Genomic DNA, 25,751 nt, shown 5'->3' on the forward strand with positions numbered 1-25,751 from the left:
CGATGGCGGATTACCAGGGGAAAAAGGTAGTCATTATCGGCCTGGGCATGACCGGGCTCTCCTGCGTGGAGTTTTTCCTGACGCGCGGTGTGACGCCGCGCGTCATGGACACCCGTATTTCGCCCGGCGGACTGGATAAGCTGGCGCCGGAAATCGAACGTCACCTGGGCGGTCTGAATGAAGACTGGCTGCTGGAAGCCGACCTGATCGTCGCCAGTCCGGGTATTGCGCTGGCGACGCCGGCTCTGGCTGCTGCGGCTGATGCCGGAGTGGAGATCGTTGGCGACATCGAGCTGTTCTGCCGCGAGGCGCAGGCACCGATTGTGGCTATCACCGGCTCTAATGGTAAAAGCACCGTCACCCGCATGGTGGGGGAAATGGCAATCGCCGCCGGGGTTAACGTCGGCGTCGGCGGTAATATCGGTTTACCGGCACTGATGCTGCTGGACGCCGAGCGTGAGCTGTATGTCCTGGAACTGTCCAGCTTCCAACTGGAAACCACATCCAGCCTGAAAGCAGCGGCGGCCACGGTGCTGAATGTCACTGAAGATCACATGGACCGCTATCCGCTTGGCCTGCAGCAGTATCGCGGCGCTAAACTGCGTATCTATGAAAATGCGGCGGTGTGCGTGGTGAACGCCGATGATGCTCTGACCATGCCGGTGCGCGGCGCCGATGAGCGCTGCGTCAGCTTTGGGGTGGATGTCGGGGATTATCACCTTAACCGCCAGCAGGGCGACACCTGGCTGCGGGTACGCGGCGAGAAGGTTCTGAACGTTAATGAGATGCAGCTGGTCGGGCAGCATAACTACAGCAACGCCCTGGCGGCGCTGGCGCTGGCGGATGCGGTAGCACTGCCCAGAGCCAGTAGCCTGCGGGCGCTGACCACTTTTGGCGGCCTGCCGCACCGTTTCCAGCTGGTGCTGGATCACAACGGTGTGCGCTGGATTAACGATTCGAAGGCAACCAATGTGGGCAGTACCGAGGCTGCGTTGAATGGTCTGCAGGTGGCTGGCACGCTGCATTTGCTGCTGGGCGGCGATGGCAAATCGGCGGACTTTACGCCGCTGAGCCGCTACCTGCAGGGCGATCGTATCCGTCTTTATTGCTTTGGCCGCGATGGCGGCGAGCTGGCGGCGCTGCGTCCGGAGATCGCGGAGCAGACTGAAACTATGGAGCAGGCCATGCGCCTGATCGCTCCCCGGGTTCGTCCCGGTGATATGGTGCTACTGTCACCGGCCTGCGCCAGCCTCGATCAGTTTAAAAATTTTGAACAGCGTGGAGATAACTTCACGCAACTGGCGAAGGAGTTGGGCTGATGCGACTCTCTCTCCCGCATTTTAGAATGCCGCGCATGCCACATATACCGGGCGGCGGTGCTATTGGCGCGCTGCTGGCATGGCTCTTTACTGCGCTCAGGGGCTGGGTGATGGGCTCCCGCGAAGCGGACGACAACAGCATGGTGCTCTACGACCGCGTGCTGCTGTGGTTAACCTTCGGACTGGCGGCTATTGGTTTCATTATGGTGACTTCGGCGTCTATGCCCGTGGGCCAGCGTCTGGCGGACGATCCTTTCCTGTTCGCCAAGCGCGACGCCATCTACCTGGTGCTGGCCTTTTTACTGGCCATGGTCACTCTGCGTCTGCCGATGGCGTTCTGGCAGCGCTACAGCGCGGTGATGCTGCTGGCTTCGATCGCGATGCTTTTGATCGTGCTGGTGGTGGGAAGCTCGGTAAACGGCGCTTCGCGCTGGATTTCGCTGGGGCCGCTGCGTATACAGCCCGCGGAGTTTTCCAAGCTGTCCCTGTTCTGTTACCTGGCGAACTATCTGGTGCGCAAGGTCGACGAAGTCCGTAACAACCTGCGCGGCTTCCTGAAGCCGATGGGGGTTATCCTGGTCATGGCGATTCTGCTGTTGGCACAGCCGGATCTCGGTACCGTCGTGGTGCTGTTTGTCACCACGCTGGCGATGCTGTTCCTGGCGGGGGCTAAGCTGTGGCAGTTCCTGGCGATTATCGGCATGGGGATTTCGGCGGTGATTTTGCTGATTCTGGCGGAGCCTTATCGTATGCGGCGCGTCACTTCATTCTGGAACCCCTGGGAAGATCCCTTTGGCAGTGGTTATCAGCTTACCCAGTCTCTGATGGCCTTCGGGCGCGGCGAATTCTGGGGGCAAGGGCTGGGGAACTCGGTTCAGAAACTGGAGTATCTGCCCGAAGCACACACCGACTTTATCTTCTCCATCATCGGTGAAGAGCTGGGATATATCGGTGTGGTGCTGGCGCTTTTGATGGTATTCTTCGTGGCCTTTCGCGCAATGTCGATAGGGCGCAAAGCGCTGGATATGAACCAGCGTTTCGCTGGCTTCCTGGCCTGCTCTATCGGTATCTGGTTTAGCTTCCAGGCGCTGGTCAACGTTGGGGCCGCGGCCGGTATGTTACCGACTAAAGGCCTGACGTTACCGCTTATCAGTTACGGTGGTTCGAGCCTGCTTATCATGTCGACGGCCATTATGATGCTGCTGCGAATTGATTATGAAACCCGGCTGGCTAAAGGCCAGGCGGTGACGAGAGGTGCTACGCGATGACGAAGCGGTTAATGGTGATGGCGGGTGGTACTGGCGGGCACGTATTTCCGGGCCTGGCGGTCGCGCACCATTTACATTCCCAGGGCTGGGAGGTTCGCTGGTTGGGTACCGCCGATCGCATGGAGGCGGATCTGGTGCCAAAGCACGGTATCGATATCGATTTTATCCGTATTTCCGGGCTACGCGGCAAAGGGCTGAAGGCGCAACTGCTGGCGCCGCTGCGCATTTTCAACGCATGGCGTCAGGCACGGGCCATTATGAAGCGCTTTAAGCCGGACGTGGTGCTGGGCATGGGCGGATATGTTTCCGGCCCTGGCGGCCTGGCGGCCTGGTCGCTGGGTATCCCGGTAGTGTTGCACGAACAGAATGGTATTGCCGGCCTCACCAACAAGTGGCTGGCGAAGATTGCCCGCACGGTGATGCAGGCATTTCCCGGCGCTTTTCCCAATGCGGAAGTGGTGGGCAACCCGGTGCGCAGCGACGTGCTGGCGCTGCCAGCGCCCGAGGTGCGTTTCGCAGGCCGTGAAGGCCCGGTGCGAGTTCTGGTGGTTGGCGGCTCCCAGGGGGCGCGTATCCTGAACCAGACGATGCCGCAGGTGGCGGCGCGGCTGGGCGATAGCGTGACTATCTGGCATCAGACCGGCAAGGGCGCGCAGCAAGAGGTGGAGCAGGCTTATGCCGCCGCTGGCCAGCCTCAGCACCGGATCGCGGAATTTATCGACGATATGGCTCAGGCATGGGGCTGGGCCGATGTGGTGGTCTGCCGCTCCGGCGCTCTGACGGTCAGTGAGATTGCGGCCGCGGGCGTAGCGGCGCTGTTTGTGCCGTTCCAGCACAAAGATCGTCAGCAGTACTGGAATGCGCTGCCGCTTGAAAAGGCGGGAGCGGCGAAGATCCTGGAGCAGCCGCAGTTCACCGTGGACGCGGTGGCAGAAACGCTGGGCGGCTGGGATCGCGCAACCTTATTGACCATGGCCGGGCGCGCGCGCGCGGCTGCTATTCCTGATGCTACAGAGCGTGTGGCGAAGGAGGTTAGCGCTGCGGCGCTGGCCTGATGATTCGGGCGCGATTTTGTGCCCCGGAGTGATATTGAAGAGGTAAGGCGCTGATTGCGCCGTGGGTATTAAAGAATGAATACACAACAACTGGCGAAACTGCGTTCAATCGTGCCCGAGATGCGTCGCGTCCGGCACATACACTTCGTTGGCATCGGCGGGGCCGGCATGGGCGGCATCGCGGAAGTGCTGGCGAATGAAGGTTACCAGATCAGCGGTTCCGATCTGGCGCCGAACCCGGTTACCCGGCAGTTGTCTGAGCTTGGCGCGACCATTTACTTCAATCACCGTCCGGAAAACGTGCGGGATGCCAGCGTGGTGGTGGTTTCATCCGCTATCACTCAGGATAACCCGGAGATTGTGGCAGCACACGAGCTGCGGATCCCGGTGATTCGTCGGGCGGAGATGCTGGCGGAGCTGATGCGCTTCCGCCACGGTATTGCAATTGCCGGTACCCACGGTAAAACCACCACCACGGCGATGGTGGCAAGCATATATGCCGAGGCGGGACTGGATCCCACCTTTGTGAACGGCGGGTTGGTGAAGTCGGCCGGCACCCATGCGCGACTGGGTAGCAGCCGGTATCTGATCGCGGAAGCTGATGAGAGCGACGCCTCCTTCCTGCACCTGCAGCCGATGGTGGCGGTAGTCACCAATATTGAAGCCGACCATATGGATACCTACCAGGGCGACTTCGAAAATTTGAAGCAGACGTTTATTAACTTTCTGCACAATCTGCCGTTTTACGGTCGTGCGGTAATGTGTGTGGACGATGGCGTCATTCGCGAGCTGCTACCGCGGGTCGGACGTCAGGTGACCACTTACGGTTTTAGCGACGATGCGGATGTGCGGATTGAAGAGTATCGCCAGAGCGGCGCCTGTGGCCTGTTTACCCTGGTGCGTCAGGATAAACCGGCCATTGCGGTACGGCTCAATGCGCCCGGACGCCATAACGCGCTTAACGCGGCGGCGGCGGTAGCCGTGGCCACCGAAGAAGGCATTGACGATGAAGCCATCCTGCGGGCGCTTGAGCGCTTCCAGGGTACCGGCCGACGCTTCGACTTCCTGGGCGAGTACCCGCTGGCGCCGGTTAACGGTAAGGCGGGGAGCGCCATGCTGGTGGACGACTATGGCCATCACCCGACCGAAGTGGATGCCACTATTAAGGCCGCGCGCGCCGGTTGGCCGGATAAAAACCTGGTGATGATCTTCCAGCCGCATCGTTATACCCGCACCCGGGATCTTTATGATGACTTCGCCGGGGTACTGTCGCAGGTAGACGCGTTGCTGATGCTGGAAGTGTATTCGGCCGGTGAAGCGCCGATTCCAGGGGCCGATAGCCGCTCGCTGTGCCGAACCATTCGCGGCCGCGGTATGGTGGATCCGATCCTGGTGCCGGACGCCGATCAGATTGCGACGATCCTGGCGCCAGTTTTGACAGGAAATGACCTGATCCTGGTGCAAGGTGCCGGGAACGTCGGGAAAATCGCAAAAAAACTGGCTGAAATCAAATTACAGCCCCAAACTCAGGAGGAGGATCAACATGGCTGAGAAAGTTGCCGTCCTGCTGGGTGGGAATTCGGCCGAGCGCGACGTGTCGCTACAGTCCGGAAGCGCAGTGCTGGCTGGTCTGCGCGAGGCGGGCATCGACGCTTATGCGGTAGATCCGCGGGATATCCCCGTGACCTCTCTGAAAGAAGAGGGCTACGACAAGGTCTTTATCGCGCTGCACGGGCGCGGCGGCGAAGACGGCACGTTACAGGGCATGCTGGATCTGATGGGGATGCCCTACACCGGCAGCGGCGTGATGGCTTCCGCCATCACCATGGATAAACTGCGCACCAAGCTGCTGTGGCAGGGCGCCGGATTGCCGGTGGCGCCTTCCGTGGCGCTGAACGCCCACGATGGCTTCACGGCGGATCTGGCCAGCCGGGTAGCGGCGCTGGGAATGCCGGTCATTATCAAGCCGAGCCGCGAAGGTTCGAGCGTCGGCATGTCGAAAGTGACCACCGCTGATGAACTGGCGGATGCGCTGGAACTGGCGTTTAAGTACGACGATGAAGTACTGGTCGAAAAATGGCTGAGTGGCCCGGAGTATACCGTGGCGATACTGGGGGAAGAGACGCTGCCTTCCATCCGTATTCAGCCGGCGGGCACCTTTTACGATTATGAAGCCAAGTATCTGTCGGACGAAACGCAGTATTTCTGTCCGGCGGGGTTGAGCGATGAACGAGAGGCGCAACTGCAGGATCTGGCTATCCGCGCCTGGAAAGTGCTGGGCTGCGGCGGTTGGGGACGCGTGGACGTGATGGAAGACGGCGACGGTAGCTTCCGGTTGCTGGAAGTGAACACCGCGCCGGGTATGACCAGCCACAGTCTGGTGCCGATGGCGGCGCGTCAGATGGGGATGAGCTTCTCGCAGCTGGTGGCGCGTATTCTGGAGCTGGCGGACTGATATGTCGCAGGCTGCTCTGAATACTCGCCCCCGGGAGGAAGAGAAAACCTCCGGCCGCAATAACGGCACGCGCCTGGCTGGCATTATTTTCCTGCTGGCGGTGGTGATGTCGGTCGTGATTGGCGGCTGGATGGTGATCGGCTGGATGGAAGATGCCCAGCGTTTGCCGCTCTCGAAGCTGGTGCTGACCGGAGAGCGCCACTACACGCGCAACGACGATATCCGGCAGTCGATTATGTCGTTGGGGGCGCCTGGCACCTTTATGACGCAGGATGTGAATATCATCCAGCAGCAAATTGAACGTCTGCCGTGGATTAAGCAGGCGAGCGTCAGAAAACAATGGCCGGACGAATTGAAGATTCATCTGGTTGAATATGTGCCCATGGCGCGGTGGAATGACCAGCATATGGTTGATGCTGCGGGAAATTCCTTCAGCGTGCCAGCGTCTCGCACCCGCAACCAGTCGTTGCCGAAGCTTTTTGGCCCGGAAGGTAGCGAAAAAGAGGTGCTTACGGGCTATCGCGACATGAGTGAAGTGCTGGCGAAAGCCAGGTTTACGTTGAAAGAGGCGGCGATGACCGCCCGTCGTTCCTGGGTCTTAACGCTTAATAATGATATTAAGCTCAATCTGGGTCGGGGCGATACGATGAAACGTCTGAATCGCTTTGTGGAACTCTACCCGGTTCTGCAACAGCAGGCACAGGCCGACGGCAAAATAATCAGCTATGTCGATCTGCGCTATGACTCAGGCGCAGCGGTCGGTTGGGCGCCGGCCCCTGTCGAGGAACTTAATCAACAACAGAATCAGGCACAGGCAGAGCAACGATGATTAAATCGACGGACAGAAAACTGGTAGTAGGACTGGAGATTGGCACTGCGAAGGTGGCCGCTTTAGTCGGGGAAGTTCTGCCCGACGGTATTGTGAATATCATTGGCGTGGGCAGTTGCCCGTCGCGAGGGATGGATAAGGGTGGCGTTAACGATCTGGAATCGGTGGTGAAGTGCGTACAGCGTGCCATCGATCAGGCCGAACTGATGGCCGACTGCCAGATCTCCTCGGTTTATCTGGCGCTTTCGGGTAAGCATATCAGCTGTCAGAACGAGATAGGCATGGTGCCTATCTCGGAAGAAGAGGTGACTCAGGAAGACGTGGAAAATGTCGTCCACACCGCAAAGTCGGTACGTGTGCGCGATGAACACCGGGTTCTTCACGTTATTCCTCAGGAATATGCTATCGATTACCAGGAAGGGATTAAAAATCCGGTCGGGCTTTCCGGAGTCAGGATGCAGGCCAAAGTGCACCTGATCACCTGCCATAACGATATGGCGAAAAACATTGTTAAGGCCGTGGAACGTTGCGGCCTGAAAGTTGACCAACTTATTTTCGCGGGTCTGGCGGCGAGTTATTCGGTCCTGACAGAGGACGAACGTGAGCTGGGCGTCTGCGTTGTCGATATCGGCGGTGGTACAATGGATATGGCCGTCTATACCGGCGGCGCGCTGCGCCACACTAAGGTCATTCCCTATGCCGGGAATGTCGTGACCAGCGATATCGCATACGCCTTCGGTACGCCGCCGAGCGATGCTGAAGCCATTAAAGTGCGCCATGGCTGTGCGCTGGGGTCACTGGTTGGCAAAGACGAAAGCGTGGAAGTCCCAAGCGTAGGGGGCCGACCACCGCGTAGCCTGCAGCGGCAGACGCTGGCGGAAGTGATCGAACCGCGTTATACCGAGCTGCTTAATTTGGTTAATGAAGAGATTTTGCAACTGCAGGAGCAACTGCGCCAGCAGGGTGTGAAGCATCACCTGGCAGCGGGTATCGTCCTGACTGGCGGCGCTGCGCAAATTGAAGGACTGGCCGCCTGCGCGCAGCGTGTCTTCCATACGCAGGTACGTATCGGGCAGCCACTTAATATTACCGGGCTAACGGATTACGCCCAGGAACCTTACTACTCAACGGCGGTCGGACTGCTGCATTATGGGAAAGAGTCCCACCTGAGTGGTGAGGCGGAAGTGGAAAAACGAGCATCAGTCGGTTCATGGATTAAGCGAATCAATACCTGGCTGAGAAAAGAGTTTTAATTTTTTTAAGAGACCGTAGAAAATTAGCGGTCTCAGGCGACAGGCACAAAACGGAGAGAAACTATGTTTGAACCTATGGAACTAACCAACGACGCGGTGATTAAAGTCATCGGCGTCGGTGGCGGCGGCGGCAACGCCGTAGAGCACATGGTGCGCGAGCGCATCGAAGGCGTAGAGTTCTTCGCAGTCAATACCGATGCTCAGGCATTGCGTAAGACGGCGGTAGGGCAGACCATCCAGATTGGTAGCGGCATTACCAAAGGTCTGGGCGCAGGGGCGAACCCGGAAGTGGGGCGCAATGCGGCCGATGAAGACCGCGAGGCGCTGCGCGCCGCGCTGGAAGGTGCGGACATGGTGTTTATCGCGGCAGGCATGGGTGGCGGTACCGGCACCGGTGCGGCGCCGGTCGTAGCCGAAGTGGCTAAGGACCTGGGCATTCTGACCGTAGCCGTTGTGACCAAGCCGTTCAATTTTGAAGGCAAGAAGCGTATGGCCTTCGCGGAACAGGGGATCACTGAACTGTCCAAGCACGTGGACTCATTGATCACCATTCCCAACGATAAGCTGCTTAAAGTTCTGGGCCGCGGTATCTCTCTGCTGGATGCCTTCGGCGCGGCTAACGATGTGCTGAAAGGCGCGGTACAGGGCATTGCCGAGCTGATTACCCGCCCGGGCCTGATGAACGTTGACTTTGCGGACGTTCGTACCGTGATGTCCGAAATGGGCTATGCGATGATGGGTTCCGGCGTCGCTAATGGCGAAGATCGCGCCGAAGAAGCGGCCGAAATGGCGATCTCCAGCCCGCTGCTGGAAGACATCGATTTGTCCGGCGCGCGCGGCGTTCTGGTCAACATTACCGCTGGCTTCGACCTGCGTCTGGATGAGTTCGAAACCGTGGGTAACACTATCCGCGCGTTTGCTTCCGACAACGCTACCGTGGTTATCGGCACTTCGCTGGATCCGGATATGAACGATGAACTGCGTGTTACCGTGGTGGCTACCGGTATCGGCATGGACAAGCGTCCTGAGATAACTCTGGTGACCAACAAGCAGCAGCAGGTACAGCAGCCGGTGATGGATCGTTACCAGCAGCACGGTATGGCTCCGCTGACGCAGGAGCAGAAAACCGTAGGTAAAGTAGTCAATGACAACAGTGGCCAGGCGGCAAAAGAACCGGATTATCTTGATATCCCGGCATTTCTGCGTAAGCAGGCGGATTAAGAATTAACCGGAAGTTTGGGTTTTATAGCCCGATGTGCTACAATGCCCCGCCGAATGTGATGTACACTTTCGGTTGGATGAGTAATTTGGCGAGATAAAACGATGATCAAACAACGGACATTAAAACGTATCGTTCAGGCGACGGGTGTCGGTTTGCATACCGGCAAAAAAGTCACGCTGACGTTGCGCCCTGCGCCGGCCAATACCGGGGTCATCTATCGTCGCACAGACTTGAATCCACCGGTTGATTTTCCGGCAGATGCCAAATCCGTGCGGGATACCATGCTCTGCACTTGCCTGGTGAACGAGCATGATGTGCGGATTTCCACCGTAGAGCATCTGAATGCTGCTCTGGCCGGTCTGGGTATCGACAACATTGTTGTTGAAGTCGATGCGCCGGAAGTTCCAATTATGGATGGCAGCGCCGCGCCCTTTGTTTATCTGCTGCTGGATGCCGGCATTGATGAACTCAACGTGGCCAAGAAGTTCGTTCGCATTAAAGAGGCCGTTCGGGTTGAGGATGGTGACAAGTGGGCTGAATTCAAGCCGTTCAATGGTTTTTCGCTGGACTTTACCATCGATTTTAACCATCCGGCGATTGATGCCAGCAGCCAGCGTTACTGCATGAACTTCTCGGCCGATGCCTTTATGCGTCAGATCAGCCGCGCGCGTACCTTTGGCTTTATGCGTGATATCGAATATCTGCAGTCCCGCGGTTTGTGCCTGGGCGGCAGTTTCGATTGCGCTATCGTCGTCGACGATTACCGCGTGCTGAATGAAGACGGCCTGCGTTTTGAAGACGAGTTCGTGCGTCACAAAATGCTGGACGCTATTGGCGATCTGTTCATGTGCGGTCACAATATCATTGGTGCCTTCACTGCCTATAAATCAGGGCATGCACTGAACAACAAACTTCTGCAGGCGGTTCTGGCAAAACAGGAAGCCTGGGAGTATGTGACCTTCGAGGACGAAGCCGAACTTCCGGTGGCATTCAAAGCACCGTCACTGGTTCTGGCGTAGCACAACGCGCCTGACTGAAAAAGACGGCTGATTTACCTGGCACTCTCTCCGGCCAGGGGGATCAGTCGTTTTTGTCATGTCTGTTTTCCGGCTTTCTTTTCATCTCGATTTCTTTTCCTGCGATGCAACTGCCTTTTTATTAGGCGATCCGCGCCGGGCGCCCAATGATTACAGATGCCGCCAGGCGGGATTGATGGTACTATCTGGCACAAATTTTCACGTTCTGAAATGCGGGCTACGCCCATCTGTTAAACTTCTGGTGACTTGAGTGACTGGCATCCTTGTTCGATGGCGACAATTCGGCAGGCGCTATTTCTGGCCGCATCTCCTTCTGGGGATGGTCGCGGCCAGCCTTGGCCTGCCTGCGCTGAACAATGCTGCCGGTACGGGAACGCAAGCGGAAGCCGCAGCCAGTAATCCGGAACGCCGTCCGGTGCTGGACTTCTCAGGTCTGGTGCTTTTACAGGATGCTAACCGGCGCGCGTCTTTCAGCGTTGATTACTGGCACCAGCACGCCATTCGAACGGTTATTCGTCATCTCTCTTTCGCCATGACGCCTCAGGCGCTGCCGGCGTCAGAGGCTCCTCTCCCCCTGAAGGCTCAGCAGTTCGCGCTGCTGGATACGCTAAGCGCGTTGCTGACCCAGCAGGGCAAACCTCCGGCTATTCACAGCACGCGGCTGGCCGCATTTCCTCCCGCGCATCGCTTTAGCGTGAAAAACTGGCTGAGCCAGGTTCGCGGCATTCGCGCCGGACCTCAGCGCCTCGCTTAATCGGGTTATCTGTTTTTTTATTTTATTTCCCCGCGACTGATGGGGCGTCTGAGATTTTATTATCATGCTAATTAAATTATTAACGAAAGTCTTTGGTAGTCGAAACGATCGTACCCTGCGCCGCATGCGCAAAGTGGTAGCAAAAATTAACAGCCTTGAGCCGGCGCTGGAAAAACTTTCCGATGAAGAGCTGAAAGGCAAGACGGCGGAATTCCGCGCGCGTCTGGAAAAGGATGAGTCTCTGGAATCGCTGCTGCCGGAAGCTTTTGCCGTGGTTCGCGAAGCCAGTAAGCGTGTTTTCGGCATGCGTCACTTCGATGTCCAGATGCTTGGTGGTATGGTACTGAACGAACGCTGCATCGCGGAGATGCGTACCGGTGAAGGTAAAACCCTGACCGCGACGCTGCCCGCCTATTTGAATGCCCTGACCGGTAAAGGCGTTCATGTGGTGACCGTTAACGACTATCTGGCCCAGCGTGACGCCGAAAACAACCGCCCGCTGTTTGAATTCCTGGGGCTAACCGTGGGCATCAACCTGCCGGGTATGCCGGCGCCAGCCAAGCGTGAAGCCTACGCCGCCGATATCACCTATGGCACCAACAACGAATACGGCTTTGACTATCTGCGCGACAATATGGCTTTCAGCCCGGAAGAGCGCGTTCAGCGTAAGCTTCACTACGCGCTGGTGGATGAAGTTGACTCCATATTGATCGATGAAGCGCGTACGCCGCTGATTATTTCAGGCCCGGCGGAAGACAGCTCCGATCTCTATCGTCGCGTGGACAAAATCATTCCCAGCCTGATTCGTCAGGAAAAAGAAGACTCCGATACTTTCCAGGGGGAAGGCCACTTCTCTGTGGATGAGAAATCCCGCCAGGTGAACCTGACCGAGCGCGGCCTAGTGTTGGTGGAAGAGCTGCTGGTGAAAGAAGGCATCATGGAAGAGGGGGAGTCGCTGTATTCACCGACCAACATCATGCTGATGCACCACGTTACTGCGGCGCTGCGGGCCCATGCGCTGTTTACCCGCGATGTGGACTACATCGTGAAGGACGGCGAAGTCATTATCGTCGATGAACATACCGGTCGTACCATGCAGGGCCGCCGCTGGTCTGACGGTCTTCATCAGGCGGTGGAAGCGAAAGAAGGGGTTGAGATTCAGAACGAAAACCAGACTCTGGCGTCGATCACCTTTCAGAACTACTTCCGTCTGTATGAGAAACTGGCAGGGATGACGGGTACCGCAGACACCGAAGCCTTTGAATTCAGCTCCATCTACAAGCTGGATACTATTGTGGTGCCGACCAACCGCCCGATGATTCGTAAAGATCTGCCGGATCTGGTCTATATGACCGAAACCGATAAGATTGCTGCGATTATCGAAGATATTAAAGAGCGCACCGCTAATGGTCAGCCGGTGCTGGTTGGTACTATCTCCATTGAGAAATCAGAGGTGGTTTCCCGCGAACTGACCAAAGCGGGCATCAGGCATAACGTTCTGAACGCCAAATTCCACGCGCATGAAGCGGAAATCGTCGCTCAGGCCGGTTATCCCGGTACGGTAACCATCGCTACCAATATGGCGGGCCGTGGTACTGATATCGTACTGGGCGGTAGCTGGCAGACTGAAGTGGCTCAGCTGGAAAACCCGGATGAGGCGCAGATTGAGGCGATTAAGGCAGAGTGGCAGCAGCGCCATGAGGCGGTGCTGGCGGCTGGTGGCCTGCATATTATCGGTACTGAACGCCACGAGTCGCGCCGTATTGATAACCAGCTACGCGGTCGTTCTGGTCGCCAGGGGGATGCCGGCTCTTCCCGTTTCTACCTGTCTATGGAAGATGCCCTGATGCGTATTTTCGCATCGGATCGCGTTTCCAGCATGATGCGTAAGTTGGGTATGAAGCCGGGTGAGGCGATTGAGCATCCCTGGGTCACCAAGGCCATCGCTAACGCCCAGCGTAAAGTGGAAAGCCGCAACTTCGACATCCGTAAGCAGCTGCTGGAATATGATGATGTTGCTAACGATCAGCGCCGTGCTATTTATACCCAGCGTAACGAACTGCTGGATGTGGCTGACATTAGTGAAACCATCAGCAGCATCCGGGAAGATGTCTTTAAAGCCTCTATCGACGCGCATATTCCGCCCCAGTCTCTTGAAGAGATGTGGGACGTACCCGGTTTGCAGGAACGCCTGAAAAACGACTTCGATCTGGATCTGCCGATTGCCGAGTGGCTGGATAAAGAGCCGGATCTGCATGAGGAGACCCTGCGCGAACGGATTCTCCAGAGCGCTGTCGATGCCTATAAGGCGAAAGAAGAGGTGGTGGGCGAAGAGATGATGCGCCACTTCGAGAAAGGCGTCATGCTCCAGACGCTTGATTCCCTGTGGAAAGAGCACCTGGCGGCCATGGACTATCTGCGCCAGGGTATCCATTTACGCGGTTATGCGCAGAAGGATCCCAAGCAGGAGTACAAGCGTGAATCCTTCTCGATGTTCGCGGCGATGCTGGAATCTCTGAAGTATGAAGTGATCAGTACTCTGGGCAAGGTTCAGGTCCGTATGCCAGAAGAGGTGGAAGAGATGGAACAGCAGCGTCGCGAAGAGGCCGAGCGCCTGGCGCAGATGCAGCAGCTTAGCCACCAGGACGATCAGCAGGCCGCCGCCGAGGCTATCGCGTCTCAGACCGGCGAACGCAAAGTCGGACGTAACGATCCCTGCCCGTGCGGCTCCGGGAAGAAATATAAGCAGTGTCATGGTCGCTTAAGCTAATTCTCTCCGCCTGCAATAGCCGGAATAATCAGGGCGCAGCTTGCTGCGCCCTGAAACTGATGACAACCCCGGGTCGAATCACCAGAAAAATAAACAAGGAAAATCAATTTATTGATTTTCACCTGATAACCACAAAGAGGGAAAAACCACGTTTTTTCCCTCTTTGTCATCAACCGGAGGGCGCAGCAAGCTGCGCCCTTTTTTACAGGAAAAAATGATGAAACAGCTCAGTATCGCCGTCGGCATCATCCGTAATGCCGGGCGGCAGATTTTTATTACCCGACGGGCTTCCGACGCTCATATGGGAGATAAGTGGGAATTTCCCGGCGGGAAGATTGAACAGGGTGAAAGCCCGGAACAGGCGCTGGTACGTGAGCTGAGTGAAGAAGTTGGCATTGAGGCCAGTCGCTATACGCTTTACCGCAAGCTCGAACATCGCTTTTCCGATCGCCATCTGACTCTGTGGTTCTATCTGGTGGAGGAGTGGCAGGGAGAGCCCTGGGGAAAAGAGGGGCAGCCTGGAGAGTGGATCCCGCAGCACGCCCTGAAGCTGGATGCCTTTCCGCCAGCCAATGTTCAGGTGATTGAACAACTGCTGGCGGAGTAAGGCTGACGTTTGGCGCTATTCGAAACGTTCTTTTTCGCTCCAGTCGTCGCTGTCGGTCAGGTCGCCCCGGCTGGGGATACGTTTCTCTTCAGCAGCCCACTCGCCCAGATCGATAAGCTGGCAGCGCTTGCTACAAAAGGGACGGTACGGGCTCTGCTCGCCCCAAATCACCGGTTTGCCGCAGGTTGGGCAATTAACGGTTGTGTCAGTCATTATTACCTCCTTAACAGCAGGCCAGCTCAAAGTCGAGCCGGGCCGGTACTGTTCCGTGCTCGCTGTCCAGCGGCACAAAGCGAATAGCGAAGCGGCTCTTGTGTCCGGAAATCTGCGGATACAGCCCGCTATCGGCGGCAAGCTGCAGCCGTAGCAGATCCGCATCGTCGCCGTTGTCCTGATAAAAGCCGTTCAGACTGGTTTGCTTGCGTAGTGGTGTGGCGTTGCGGATTAACTCCAGTACCATGTCCAGCGGCTGGCGCAGCGGCGTCAGCGAGGTAAGCCAGCCGTTGACCAGTGTATCACGCATCTCCTGAGGCTGCGCCAGCCAGACGTGGAGCGTTGGCAGATCGAAGCTGCAGCAGCCGCCGGGGATGCTCAGGCGCTGGCGTACCAGGGCAATCAGTCGATCTTCCCGTAGCGCCTGGCCGGGACGTGGGGCAGACATTAGCGTGCTGCCCAGCGTCTGCAATTGTGCGCGTAACTCGTTAATACGTTCGGGATCGACGCCGGGAACGGCAGCCCACTCCTGTAATTTACGCTGCTGGCGTTCCAGCTCCTTAAGAATGTCCGTGCGGATCTCGCCGCGCTCCAGAACATCCAGCAGATCGCCGATATTACGGAACAGGTGGAGTGCGCTGGCATGATCCTGAACCGGCAGCAGGGCATCCATTTGCCTGAGCAGAAACTCCATGCGTAGCCAGGTGCGCATTTTTTCATTCAGGGGGTGTTCAAAAAGGAGTTGAGAGAGCATCAATCATTTTCCTGTGCTGCTGCCTGCCTGGCCAGTGCCAGATAGTATTGATGCAGGCGGGTGACTTCCGCTACCGCGTTGTGCGGATCGCCATCGTTATTTATTACATCGTCCGCGACGGACAGTCGGGCTTCCCGGGATGCCTGGGCGGCAAGAATCTGTTGCACATGATCGTGGGTAACGCCGTCGCGTTTCATGGTGCGGGCTATTTGCGTTTCTGGCATGACATCCACTACCAGTACCCGATCGGCCCGGCTCTGCAGCTGGTTTTCCACCAGCAGGGGCACCACCCAGAGTACATAGGGTGAGCTGGTCCTGGCAATGGCTTCGCGGGTACGCTTTTGTATCAACGGATGTAGTAAGGCATTCAGCCAGGCTTTTTCCGGCGCAGCGGCAAAGATTATCTCACGTAGCCTGCGACGATTAAGGGTGCCGTCGGCGGTGATAACATCGGCACCGAAATGGGCCTGAATCTCGTTAAGCGCGGGCTCGCCAGGCGCTACAACTTCGCGGGCGATAATGTCGGCATCGACAACGGCGATCCCCTGCGCGGCGAAAGCATCGGCGACGGTGCTTTTACCGCTGCCGATGCCGCCCGTTAAAGCGACGATATAGCTCATAAAGGTGGTATCCGGAAATTACGCATTATCAACAGGATAGATGAAAATTTTCCTGCCTGTGGCGGCAGGGGGGGACAGATACAGGTGAACCTGGCCGTTTTTAAGATAAATTTCCGGGATTGTAGCGTAAAAAAGGGGATTTTCGCAGTCTTGCGGCGCCATTATTAGTGCGTATGATAGCGTCACTGGACCAGGCAGTTGTACCGCCGATTACATAACAGCGATCATCGCCATTAACCCAGGAAAATTCGCTCATGCGTATTGAAGAAGATTTGAAGTTAGGTTTTAAAGACGTTCTTATCCGCCCTAAACGTTCCACCCTGAAAAGCCGTTCTGAAGTTGAACTGGAGCGTGAGTTCACCTTTAAGCACTCTGGTATTAAATGGTCTGGCGTACCGGTTATCGCGGCCAATATGGATACCGTGGGTACCTTTGAAATGGCGCGTGCACTGGCCGCCTTTGATATTCTGACCGCAGTGCATAAACACTATGATGTTGCCGCCTGGGGCCAGTTTGTTGGCTCAGTTTCCGCCGATGTGCTGAAGCACGTGATGGTTTCCACCGGTACCTCGGATGCCGATTTCCAGAAGACCAAAGAGATACTGGCGCTTTCACCGGCGCTGAATTTTATCTGTATCGATGTTGCTAACGGTTATTCCGAACACTTTGTCCAGTTTGTCAGCAAAGCGCGCGCGGCATGGCCGGACAAAGTCATTTGCGCGGGTAATGTGGTTACCGGTGAAATGTGTGAAGAGCTGATTCTCTCCGGTGCGGATATCGTGAAGGTCGGTATCGGGCCTGGCTCGGTTTGTACTACCCGGGTGAAAACCGGCGTGGGCTACCCACAGCTTTCCGCCGTTATTGAATGTGCGGACGCGGCGCACGGTCTGGGGGGCCAGATTGTCAGTGATGGCGGCTGCACCATGCCGGGCGATGTCGCCAAAGCTTTCGGCGGTGGCGCCGACTTCGTGATGCTGGGCGGTATGCTGGCCGGGCACGAAGAGAGTGGCGGCAGCATCGTTGAAGAAAACGGTGAGAAATTTATGCTGTTCTACGGCATGAGTTCCGCTTCTGCCATGAACCGCCATGTGGGCGGGGTTGCCGAATATCGCGCGGCAGAAGGAAAAACGGTGAAGCTGCCGCTGCGTGGCCCGGTAGAAAATACCGCCCGTGATATTCTCGGTGGCCTGCGTTCCGCCTGCACTTACGTGGGTGCCGAACGTCTGAAGGAGCTGACCAAGCGCACGACTTTTATCCGGGTTCAGGAACAGGAAAACCGGATCTTTAACAGCCTGTAAATGGTATGAAGGGCGCGACAGGGCGCCCTTTCAGGTTGATGACAAAGAGAAAAAAACGTGGTTTTTCCCTCTTTGTGGTTATCAGCCGAAAATCAATTTATTGATTTTCCTTGTTTATTTTTCTGGCGATTACCCCATTCCAAATGCCTCCCCCAGTCGAAATACTGGCAGATACATGGCAATCACCAGAGTACCGATCAGTGCGCCCATTATCACCATCACTATGGGCTCCAGTGCGCTGCTTAACCCTTCCGCCAGTTCGCGCGTTTTTTCGGTATGCCATTCCGCCAGCTTTTCCAGCATCAGATCGAGACTTCCACTCTCTTCGCCGGTACGAACAAGCTGTACGCACAGCGGTGTAAAGATGGGCTCCTGAGCCAGCGCCTGAGAAAAGGGCGTACCGTCGGTAACGCGCTGGCGGACGTGCTCCAGCTGCGTGCGCCACCAGCGTGTGGTCAGCGCCAGTTCAGCCGCTTCCAGCCCCTGCATCAGAGGGATGCCTGAACGTTGGGTTAACGCAAGCGTAGTATGGATTTGGCTCAGGCGCTGGCCCCGCAGTAGCGGCGCGACCAGCGGCAGACGCATCAGTATGCGTTGTTCTTTATCCTGCCAGCGTGCGTTGCGTCGGAAATAGCGCCAGCATGTCAGTAGAATAGCCACGGCGACGAGCAGTAGCGGGCCGCGGTGAATCAGCCACTGCGAAAGGTTAATCACGCCCAGCGTCAGGGCCGGAAGTGGGGTTGAAAAGTTCTGGTAGATAGCCGCGAATTCCGGCAGCACGAATCCCACCAGCCCGCTACAAACCAACAAGGCCACCGCCAGAGTAAATAAAGGGTAGCGCAGTGCCCTGAGCGTTTTCTGGCGTAGTTGATGCATTTGCGCCTGTTGATTGGCCAGGCGGTTGCAGCATTCCGCCAGTTGTCCCGTCTGTTCACCGGTGCGCAGCAGCGCCACGAACAAGGGGGGAAACAGCCCTGGCCAGTGAGCTAAGGTATCGCTCAGCGTTTTGCCCGCCGCCAGCTGTTCTGCTATCTGCGTCAGCAATGCCCGCCAGCCGTCCAGCTCGTGAAGCTGTGCCATTAACAAACACCCCTGCTCCAGTGCGATGCCAGCCTGTAGCAGCGCCGCGAGTTGTCTCAGAAAGTGAACTTTCTGCAGTGGGTGCCAGCAGCGGCGCCCCGGGCTGGCGACGGCGCGCAACCGTAAGGGATAGAGCGAGCGTTCACCCAGATTGGCCAGCGCTTCCCGGCGCTGGCGGGCGATAGTCACGCCATGGTGTAGCCGGCCGTCGTTGTCCACGGCCTGCCAGCGCCACAGGCGCATGGCGCTCACTGGGCCACCCCCAATACTCGCCATAATTCCTGAACGGTGGTTAAGCCTTGTTCAACAGCCAGGAAGCCGCTCTCATAAAGCCGGGATTGGCCCTGACGGTCAGCAAGCTGGTTAAGCTCCGACAGTGAGGCGCCATCGGCAATGGCCTGACGCAGAGACTCATCGACAGACAACAGTTCGAACAGCGCATGACGTTCATAGAATCCGCCATAGCACTGGTTACAGCCCTGCGGTTGCCAGTCTGGCAATGGTCTGGGCCAGAGATGGGCTGGCAACTTGATATCGGCGTCTCCCCGGGCGCGACAGCAGGGGCACAGGCGACGCACCAGGCGCTGGGCTATAATCAGCCGCAGGGCGGCGGCAATCTGCCAGCGGGCTACCCCCATCTGCTCCATGCGGGTCAGTGTTTGAACCGCTGAGTGGGTATGCAACGTGGAGAGAACCAGGTGTCCGGTCTGGGCCGCTTTTATCGCGATCTCCGCCGTTTCGCCATCGCGGATTTCACCGACCATAATGACGTCTGGATCCTGGCGCAGCAGGGATCTGAGTACCGCCTGAAAGGTGAGTCCGGCCCGGGGATGGATCTGCGTTTGAGTTACGCCTTCCAGCGGAATTTCCACGGGATCTTCGACGCTGGAGATATTGACCTCTGGCTGGTTCAGCTCACTCAGGCCGCTGTATAGCGTCAGCGTTTTGCCGCTGCCGGTGGGGCCGGTAACCAGAATCAGTCCCTGAGGGCTGTGCAGCGCCTGGCGAAAGCCGTTCAGGGCCTCTGGCTCCATGCCCAGCGCGTCCGGCGTCAGCGGGCGGCTATTCTTGCGCATCAGGCGTAGCACGACCTTTTCGCCGTTCTGGCAGGGCAGGGTGGAGATTCTTAGCGATAGCGGTTCGCCTTCCATCGTCAGCGTAAACTGGCCGTCCTGGGGCAGGCGCCGTTCAGCGACGTCCAGGTTGCTGAGCACTTTCAGTCGGGTCACGAGTGCGCCGGCCATTTCCATGGGAAAGGTAGCCAGCGAATGCAGTACGCCATCGATGCGTAGACGGATACGGCCCAGCGCGGCGCCAGGCTCGATATGAATATCCGAGGCGCGACGGGACATCGCTCTGGCCAGCGAGTGGTCGACCAGCTCAACCGCATTTTGCGGGCTGATGCTAAATGGCGCGCTGTTCTCCCGGGCGTGTTGGTAGGTCTCCAGCCGCTCCCGGCTCCAGTATTCCAGCTCCACGCTGCGGTTGCCTGCGAAATCCAGGGCTTCCATTAACCCGACGGGAACCTCGTCGGGCACCGCGACCCGGATAGTGCTTTCGTCCATTTCCAGCAGAATAGCCTGATACTGGCAGCACAGCCGGGCTATCTCTTTATGAGACATGGTGTTTACTCCGTAGCGAAGCGGAACACCGCTTCACAGGCGCTTTGCAACGCTTTCGCCTCCGCGACCTTACAGCTGCGTTGCCAGCCAGATATGCCTTCTGCATCATTCCAGAGCGGCGTTAGCGTCACGCTCAGGCCCGCCAGACTCTCCTTGCCGGTCAGCGTGATCACCCCCTGGGCGATACTCATTTTTTCTACATAACGACTGGTGGCAGGAGCAGGAATGCCGTTGGCTTCCGCACTGCAGCTGGCTAGCCCACCGTGCTCCAGCGCGCAGATTTCCACGGCGGTACGAAAGGGCAGAAAGGTTTGCAGCACGTCGGTCAGCGCGGCTTTGCGCAGATAGTTCTGATAAGCCGGAATGCCGACGGCGCTAAGAATGGCGACGATACCGATAACGACCATCAGTTCAATCAGGGTAAAACCTTGTTGTTTGTGCATGAGAAGCTCCGTTGTGAGTCAGGTTATGGACTCACTGTGCCGGAGTGACGGCAGGTATGGCGAACGGGAAAAACGGGAACGGGAAGCGCTCTTCAGCACAATTTAGCGGTGTTGCAAAAAATTGCATGGAGGAAGGAATCACGCCCGTATTTTACGGGCGCTGGATGTCAGGGGGTGATAAAGCGCATGGAGAGATCGAGCGCGCGGATATGCTTGGTCAGCGCACCGACGGAGATGTAATCGACGCCGGTCAGGGCGTACTCCCGTAGCGTCTCTTTGGTAACGTTGCCGGATACTTCCAGCTGGGCCTTATTATGAGCGCGACTTACGGCTTCGCGCATATCCTCTACCGAGAAGTTATCCAGCATAATGATGTCAGCGCCAGCGTTCAGCGCCTGATCCAGCTCGTCCAGAGATTCCACTTCGACCTCTACCGGCACATCGGGATGCAGCCAGAACGCCTTTTCGACCGCCTGGCGAATGGACCCGGAAGCGATAATATGATTTTCTTTAATCAGAAACGCGTCGGACAGCCCCAGTCGATGGTTGGCGCCGCCGCCGCACAGCACGGCGTATTTAAGCGCAGAACGCAGGCCCGGTACCGTTTTACGGGTATCAAGTAGTTGGGTATGGGTGCCGTTAAGCAGATCCACATAGCTGCGAACTTCGCTCGCGACTCCGGAAAGAGTTTGTACGAAGTTGAGCGCGCTGCGCTCGCCGGTCAGCAGAACCCGGGAAGGCCCCTTCAGTTCAAACAGCGGCTGGTTTTCTTTAACGGACTCGCCATCTTCCACCTTCCAGATAACGTCTACATCGCCGCCCAACTGGATAAACACCTCTTCCACCCAACGGCGTCCGCAGAACACGCCGTTTTCGCGGGTAATCACTACCGCATGCGAGCGACTGTCGGCGGGGAGCAGTTGAGCGGTAATATCCTGGTTGGGATCGACTTCTCCACCAAGATCCTCACGCAGGGCCTGGGAGACGAGCAGGGGAATATCCAGATTGATACTTTCCAGTAGCGCTTCACGTCGACGATCGGGGTTATAACGACGGGTCGGCATAGTAAACTCCGAAATGGCTGATTAGCATGACAGAGAAACATGCTACTCTGAACCACAGCCGGGTTCCACAGAAAGGAGAAGGACGGATGCAGTTGAAAGAGGGCTGGCTGGTTGATGCGCGCAGGGCGCATTCCCCTCATTTTGATGAAAGGCCGGAGGGAGATATCCCCTCATTGTTGGTGGTGCATAATATCAGTCTGCCGCCGGGAGAGTTTGGCGGACCATGGATTGACGCGTTGTTTGCCGGTACGCTGGATCCCAGGGCACACCCTTATTTCGCCGATATCGCTGGCCTGAGAGTTTCTGCGCACTGCTTGATTCGTCGGGATGGTGAAATCGTGCAATATGTTCCTTTCGATAAGCGGGCCTGGCATGCCGGCGTTTCCCGTTACCAGGGGCGCGAGCGTTGTAATGATTTTTCGATTGGCATTGAGCTGGAAGGTTCCGATACGCTGCCTTATACCGATGCCCAGTATCGTCAACTGGCGGCGCTGGCCTGCACGCTGATTCAGCGCTACCCCGAAATTGCCGATCATATGGCCGGCCATTGTGATATTGCACCGGAGCGTAAAACCGATCCCGGCCCGGCGTTCGACTGGCAACGCTTTCGCGGCGAGCTCGCAGCATCTCTGGCGCAGGAGGTTCCATGACCCTGTTTACCCTGTTACTGGTATTAATCTGTGAGCGCCTGTTTAAGCTCGGTCAGCACTGGCAGCTGGATCACCGGCTGGAGGCGCTGTTCCGCCGGATTAAGCACTTTTCGCTGTGGCATACGCTACTGATGACGGTGGTGGCGATGCTGGTGGTTGGGCTCTGTCTGCGCGGCCTTTATGGGCTGTTCTTCAACGTACCGCTGCTTATTTTCTGGATTCTGTTGGGCGTGCTCTGTATTGGCGCAGGGCAGGTACGTCTGCACTATCACGCCTATTTGCAGGCCGCCAGTCGTGATGACAGCAGCGCCCGGGAAGCGATGGCCAGCGAACTGACGCTGATTCACGGCGTTCCCCATGACTGCAACGAAACCGAATTTCTGCGCGAACTACAGAATGCGCTGATATGGATTAACTTCCGTTTCTATCTGGCGCCGCTGTTCTGGTTTGTGGTTGGCGGAAGCTGGGGGCCGGTAACGCTGGCGGGCTACGCCTTCCTGCGGGCCTGGCAGAGCTGGCTGGCGCGTCATCATACGCCGCATCAGCGTCAGCTGTCGGGGATTGATGCAGTCCTGCACGTACTGGACTGGGTGCCTGTCAGACTGGCGGGTGTGGCCTATGCGCTGCTGGGGCACGGTGAGAAAGCGCTGCCGGCATGGTTTTCTTCGCTGACCGACGGCCATAGCTCGCAGTACCAGGTGCTGACGAATCTGGCGCAGTTTTCACTGGCGCGGGATCCGCATACCGATAAGATTCAGACCCCAAAAGCCGCGGTATCTATGGCGAAGAAGTGCACTTTCGCTATTGTGGTAGTCGTGGCGCTGCTGACTATTTATGGGGCGCTGGTGTAGCACATGCCATGAAAAAACCGCCTCACCAGGCGGTTTTTTGTACCCTGAAAAACGTCAACCATGTTCCGGCAGTGGGATACCGAACTGTGGCATGCCGTGCTCGTCCCAGCTAAACGGCTGTACCCGGGTGTGGCGGTTCGGATCGTAGAGCGGATCGCCTTCTATTTCGGTGTAATTGCGGGCGTGGAAGACCAGTACATCGCTCCCGTCCCGGGTGGTGGTAAAGCTGTTGTGACCCGGGCCAAACTGGCGGTTTTCCCGGCTGGTGGTAAAAACCGGCTGCGGCGACTTATGCCAGTTGTCCGGGTTTAGCGGATCGGCGTCTTGATCTATCCACAGCAGTCCCAGGCAGTAATTTTCGTCGGTGGCGCTGGCAGAATAGCTGACGAACAACCGGTTATCGTGGGAAATCACCGCCGGCCCCTCGTTAACCAGAAAACCGCGACATTCCCATTCGAACTCCGGTTTGCTGAGCATGACCGGTTCGCCTTTCAGGGTCCATGGATTTTCCAGCTCCGCCAGATAGATATTGGAGTTGCCCGGGATATCCGGCGCTTTTTGCGCCCACAGATACCACTGCTTGCCCTGATGGCGGAAGGTGGTGGCATCCAGGGCGAAGGTATCCCAGGGGGTGACCACCTGGCCCTTTTCGACCCAGCAGCCGGTCAGGGGATCTGCGTCGGCGCAGGCCAGTACGAACATCCGGTGCTGGAACATATTTAAGGTATCCAGCTCCCGGGTGGCTGCGGCGGCGAAATAGATATACCAGCAGCCGTCAATATAGTGCAGTTCCGGCGCCCAGATAAGCTGGCTCATCGGCCCGCTTTGCGGCTTGCGCCACACCACCACCGGTTGCGCCGCCGGCAGCCCCGCGATATCAGTGGCGTAGCGAATCTCCAGCCGGTCATACTCCGGTACCGAGGCGATAAAGTAGTAGCCGTCGCCGTGACGCAGAATAAAAGGATCGGCGCGCTGTTCAATCAGCGGATTAGGCCAGGGAGAGAGGGTCATAATGCTTTCCTTACGATATCCGTTGCGGGTTTCTGTTCCTGCCAGTCGCTCAGTTCCTGATAGCTGGCGCGGCGTTTTTCGAGATCGATCTGGATGCGCTGCATCAGGGTGCGATCCACCTTCAGCGTGCGCACCACGATGGCGGTAATAAAGTAGCCAATACCGGGAATCACGGTGAAAAGCAGTACTATGCCGTTTAACGCCGGCGCGCTCTGCTGCTTCAAAGAGGCGTCGTAACCGAACCACGAAAGCAGGAAACCGACCATTGCGCCGGCGACAGCCAGCCCGACCTTAAGGAAGAACAGGTTGCCGGAAAAGCTGATGCCGGTAATACGTTTGCCGGTTTTCCACTCGCCGTAGTCGTCCACATCGGCCATCAGTGACCAGTGCAGCGGCGAAGGAATCTGATGCAGGATGTTAAGCAGGAAATACATCGCCACGATAAGCGTGGTGGCATGGGGATTCAGGAAATAAAAGCCGCAGGAGAAGAGCGCCAGCGCGATATTGGTCCAGAAGAACACTTTGAGCTTACACCAGCGATCGGTCAGCGGCTTTGCCAGCGCGCTGCCTATCATCATGCCAACCACGCCCAGGCTAATAAACAGGGTGGCGAAGCTGGTGCTCTGCTGCATAACCCGGGTGACGTAGTACATGGTGGCCGCCATGCGGATAAAGCCCGGGCAGACATTGCACAGCGTCAGTAGAAGGATGCGCACCCACTGATCGTTTTTCCAGACGTCTTTAAGATCCGCCTTCATGGCGTCACGGGCCGGTACCGCCGGGCGAATGCGTTCGCGTACTGTGGCAAAACAGAACAGGAACATGCACATACCCAGCAGCGCCAGCACCGTCATCGCCAGTTGATAGCCTTTGGCTTTATCGCCGTCACCGAACCACTCCACCAGCGGCAGCAGCGACAGGGAAAGAATCAGTGTCGCGATGCCGACCATGATAAAGCGATAAGACTGACAGGCGACCCGTTCGCCCGGATCGCTGGTGATGACGCTGCCCAACGAACAGTATGGGATGTTGATAGCGGTATAGGTAAGCGACAGCAGAAAATAGGTCACGAAGGCATAGATGACCTTACTGTTATAGCCCCAGTCCGGAGTGGTAAACATCAGGATGCTGAACAGGGCGAAGGGGAGCGACATCCACAGTAGCCATGGACGAAAACGCCCCCATCGGCTGTGGGTGCGGTCAGCGATTGCGCCCATAATGGGATCGGTGACGGCATCGATAATGCGGGTCGATAGCAGCAACACGCCCACCAGTGCCGGAGCGAGGCCGAAGACGTCGGTATAAAAGTAGTTAACAAACAGCATGATGGCGCCGAAAATGATGTTGCATCCGGCATCACCCATCCCATAGCCAATTTTTTCTTTTACGGATAATTTGCCGCTTTCCATCTTACGCATCTCCGGTACAGGGTATGGACAGGATTATTGGCTGTTATGGCGCCGGGTGCGCAGAAGGATAGCGTTACAGAGATGGACGATCGTGTTGTTAATTACAAAGTGTGAAGAAGATAACAGAGCGCCCGGGCCATTTCTGGCGCCGGGCGAGGGAATGGAGG

General features: G+C 57.3%; 24 protein-coding genes. 15 read left to right on the top strand and 9 right to left on the bottom strand.

From position 1 onward, the window contains the following. Nucleotides 1-2 precede the first annotated feature (2 nt). The 12 genes from murD to mutT all read left to right on the top strand — a co-directional run bounded on the left by murD (nt 3) and on the right by mutT (nt 14,569). Nucleotides 3-1,319, top strand: a complete 1,317-nt coding sequence (gene murD, locus V3W49_RS09145) for a UDP-N-acetylmuramoyl-L-alanine--D-glutamate ligase (protein WP_500145040.1) — start codon at nt 3-5, stop codon at nt 1,317-1,319. Next, a complete protein-coding gene (gene ftsW / locus V3W49_RS09150) occupies nt 1,319-2,587 on the top strand; it encodes a cell division protein FtsW (RefSeq protein ID WP_500145041.1) in 1,269 nt (422 codons plus the stop codon). The genes murD and ftsW overlap by 1 nt, the downstream gene beginning before the upstream one ends. Then, nucleotides 2,584-3,642: an undecaprenyldiphospho-muramoylpentapeptide beta-N-acetylglucosaminyltransferase gene (gene murG / locus V3W49_RS09155; protein ID WP_500145042.1), complete on the top strand. Its 1,059-nt coding sequence runs from the start codon at nt 2,584-2,586 to the stop codon at nt 3,640-3,642. The genes ftsW and murG overlap by 4 nt, the downstream gene beginning before the upstream one ends. 75 nt (nt 3,643-3,717) lie before the next feature. Next, nucleotides 3,718-5,193 carry a UDP-N-acetylmuramate--L-alanine ligase gene (gene murC, locus V3W49_RS09160; protein WP_500145043.1) on the top strand — a complete coding sequence of 492 codons (1,476 nt, stop codon included), beginning with the start codon at nt 3,718-3,720 and terminating at the stop codon, nt 5,191-5,193. Then, nucleotides 5,186-6,097: a D-alanine--D-alanine ligase gene (locus tag V3W49_RS09165; protein WP_500145044.1), complete on the top strand. Its 912-nt coding sequence runs from the start codon at nt 5,186-5,188 to the stop codon at nt 6,095-6,097. The genes murC and V3W49_RS09165 overlap by 8 nt, the downstream gene beginning before the upstream one ends. Before the next feature lies 1 nt (nt 6,098). Next, nucleotides 6,099-6,926, top strand: a complete 828-nt coding sequence (gene ftsQ / locus V3W49_RS09170) for a cell division protein FtsQ (RefSeq protein ID WP_500145045.1) — start codon at nt 6,099-6,101, stop codon at nt 6,924-6,926. Then, complete coding sequence (gene ftsA, locus V3W49_RS09175) at nt 6,923-8,179, top strand: cell division protein FtsA (protein WP_138095750.1); 1,257 nt, start codon at nt 6,923-6,925, stop codon at nt 8,177-8,179. The genes ftsQ and ftsA overlap by 4 nt, the downstream gene beginning before the upstream one ends. A gap of 63 nt (nt 8,180-8,242) precedes the next feature. Then, nucleotides 8,243-9,400, top strand: coding sequence for a cell division protein FtsZ (ftsZ, locus tag V3W49_RS09180; RefSeq protein ID WP_500145046.1), 1,158 nt, complete (start codon nt 8,243-8,245; stop codon nt 9,398-9,400). 102 nt (nt 9,401-9,502) lie between these two features. Beyond that, nucleotides 9,503-10,420 (top strand): UDP-3-O-acyl-N-acetylglucosamine deacetylase, encoded by a 918-nt coding sequence (lpxC, locus tag V3W49_RS09185; protein WP_500145047.1) that lies wholly within the window; start codon nt 9,503-9,505, stop codon nt 10,418-10,420. A 268-nt stretch (nt 10,421-10,688) separates the two neighbouring features. Beyond that, nucleotides 10,689-11,192: a secA translation cis-regulator SecM gene (gene secM, locus V3W49_RS09190; RefSeq protein ID WP_500145048.1), complete on the top strand. Its 504-nt coding sequence runs from the start codon at nt 10,689-10,691 to the stop codon at nt 11,190-11,192. Between the two features lie 64 nt (nt 11,193-11,256). Further along, nucleotides 11,257-13,962 carry a preprotein translocase subunit SecA gene (secA, locus tag V3W49_RS09195; RefSeq protein ID WP_500145049.1) on the top strand — a complete coding sequence of 902 codons (2,706 nt, stop codon included), beginning with the start codon at nt 11,257-11,259 and terminating at the stop codon, nt 13,960-13,962. A gap of 217 nt (nt 13,963-14,179) precedes the next feature. Further along, nucleotides 14,180-14,569: an 8-oxo-dGTP diphosphatase MutT gene (mutT, locus tag V3W49_RS09200; RefSeq protein ID WP_500145075.1), complete on the top strand. Its 390-nt coding sequence runs from the start codon at nt 14,180-14,182 to the stop codon at nt 14,567-14,569. Between the two features lie 15 nt (nt 14,570-14,584). On the opposite strand, the gene yacG is transcribed toward mutT, so the two are convergent. The 3 genes from yacG to coaE are packed head-to-tail and all read right to left on the bottom strand — an operon-like array spanning nt 14,585 to nt 16,156. Next, nucleotides 14,585-14,782, bottom strand: coding sequence for a DNA gyrase inhibitor YacG (yacG, locus tag V3W49_RS09205; protein WP_500145050.1), 198 nt, complete (start codon nt 14,780-14,782; stop codon nt 14,585-14,587). Nucleotides 14,783-14,792: 10 nt separating this feature from the next. After that, a complete protein-coding gene (gene zapD / locus V3W49_RS09210) occupies nt 14,793-15,536 on the bottom strand; it encodes a cell division protein ZapD (protein ID WP_500145051.1) in 744 nt (247 codons plus the stop codon). After that, nucleotides 15,536-16,156 (bottom strand): dephospho-CoA kinase, encoded by a 621-nt coding sequence (gene coaE, locus V3W49_RS09215; RefSeq protein WP_500145052.1) that lies wholly within the window; start codon nt 16,154-16,156, stop codon nt 15,536-15,538. Before coaE ends, zapD begins: the two co-directional genes overlap by 1 nt. A gap of 254 nt (nt 16,157-16,410) precedes the next feature. On the opposite strand from coaE, the gene V3W49_RS09220 reads away from it, so the two are divergent. After that, a complete protein-coding gene (locus V3W49_RS09220; RefSeq protein WP_500145053.1) occupies nt 16,411-17,454 on the top strand; it encodes a GMP reductase in 1,044 nt (347 codons plus the stop codon). 129 nt (nt 17,455-17,583) lie between these two features. Here V3W49_RS09220 and hofC read toward each other — a convergent pair whose 3' ends face one another. From hofC to nadC, 4 genes are all read right to left on the bottom strand, one after another. Next, nucleotides 17,584-18,810, bottom strand: coding sequence for a protein transport protein HofC (gene hofC / locus V3W49_RS09225; RefSeq protein ID WP_500145054.1), 1,227 nt, complete (start codon nt 18,808-18,810; stop codon nt 17,584-17,586). After that, a complete protein-coding gene (gene gspE, locus V3W49_RS09230; RefSeq protein WP_500145055.1) occupies nt 18,783-20,156 on the bottom strand; it encodes a type II secretion system protein GspE in 1,374 nt (457 codons plus the stop codon). Before gspE ends, hofC begins: the two co-directional genes overlap by 28 nt. Nucleotides 20,157-20,161: 5 nt before the next feature. After that, a complete protein-coding gene (gene ppdD, locus V3W49_RS09235) occupies nt 20,162-20,599 on the bottom strand; it encodes a prepilin peptidase-dependent pilin (protein ID WP_500145056.1) in 438 nt (145 codons plus the stop codon). A gap of 167 nt (nt 20,600-20,766) precedes the next feature. Continuing rightward, nucleotides 20,767-21,663, bottom strand: a complete 897-nt coding sequence (nadC, locus tag V3W49_RS09240) for a carboxylating nicotinate-nucleotide diphosphorylase (protein ID WP_500145057.1) — start codon at nt 21,661-21,663, stop codon at nt 20,767-20,769. 86 nt (nt 21,664-21,749) lie between these two features. Between nadC and ampD the strand changes: the two genes are divergently transcribed. Both ampD and ampE read left to right on the top strand, forming a co-directional pair. Continuing rightward, nucleotides 21,750-22,313: a 1,6-anhydro-N-acetylmuramyl-L-alanine amidase AmpD gene (ampD, locus tag V3W49_RS09245; protein ID WP_500145076.1), complete on the top strand. Its 564-nt coding sequence runs from the start codon at nt 21,750-21,752 to the stop codon at nt 22,311-22,313. After that, a complete protein-coding gene (gene ampE, locus V3W49_RS09250; protein ID WP_500145058.1) occupies nt 22,310-23,164 on the top strand; it encodes a beta-lactamase regulator AmpE in 855 nt (284 codons plus the stop codon). The genes ampD and ampE overlap by 4 nt, the downstream gene beginning before the upstream one ends. A gap of 54 nt (nt 23,165-23,218) precedes the next feature. On the opposite strand, the gene V3W49_RS09255 is transcribed toward ampE, so the two are convergent. Together V3W49_RS09255 and V3W49_RS09260 are read right to left on the bottom strand one after the other, a co-directional pair. Beyond that, a complete protein-coding gene (locus tag V3W49_RS09255; protein WP_500145059.1) occupies nt 23,219-24,175 on the bottom strand; it encodes a glycoside hydrolase family 43 protein in 957 nt (318 codons plus the stop codon). Further along, complete coding sequence (locus V3W49_RS09260; RefSeq protein ID WP_500145060.1) at nt 24,172-25,584, bottom strand: glycoside-pentoside-hexuronide (GPH):cation symporter; 1,413 nt, start codon at nt 25,582-25,584, stop codon at nt 24,172-24,174. Before V3W49_RS09260 ends, V3W49_RS09255 begins: the two co-directional genes overlap by 4 nt. Nucleotides 25,585-25,751: the final 167 nt, after the last annotated feature.

This window comes from Rosenbergiella sp. YN46, assembly GCF_036620675.1.
GTDB lineage: Bacteria > Pseudomonadota > Gammaproteobacteria > Enterobacterales > Enterobacteriaceae > Jejubacter.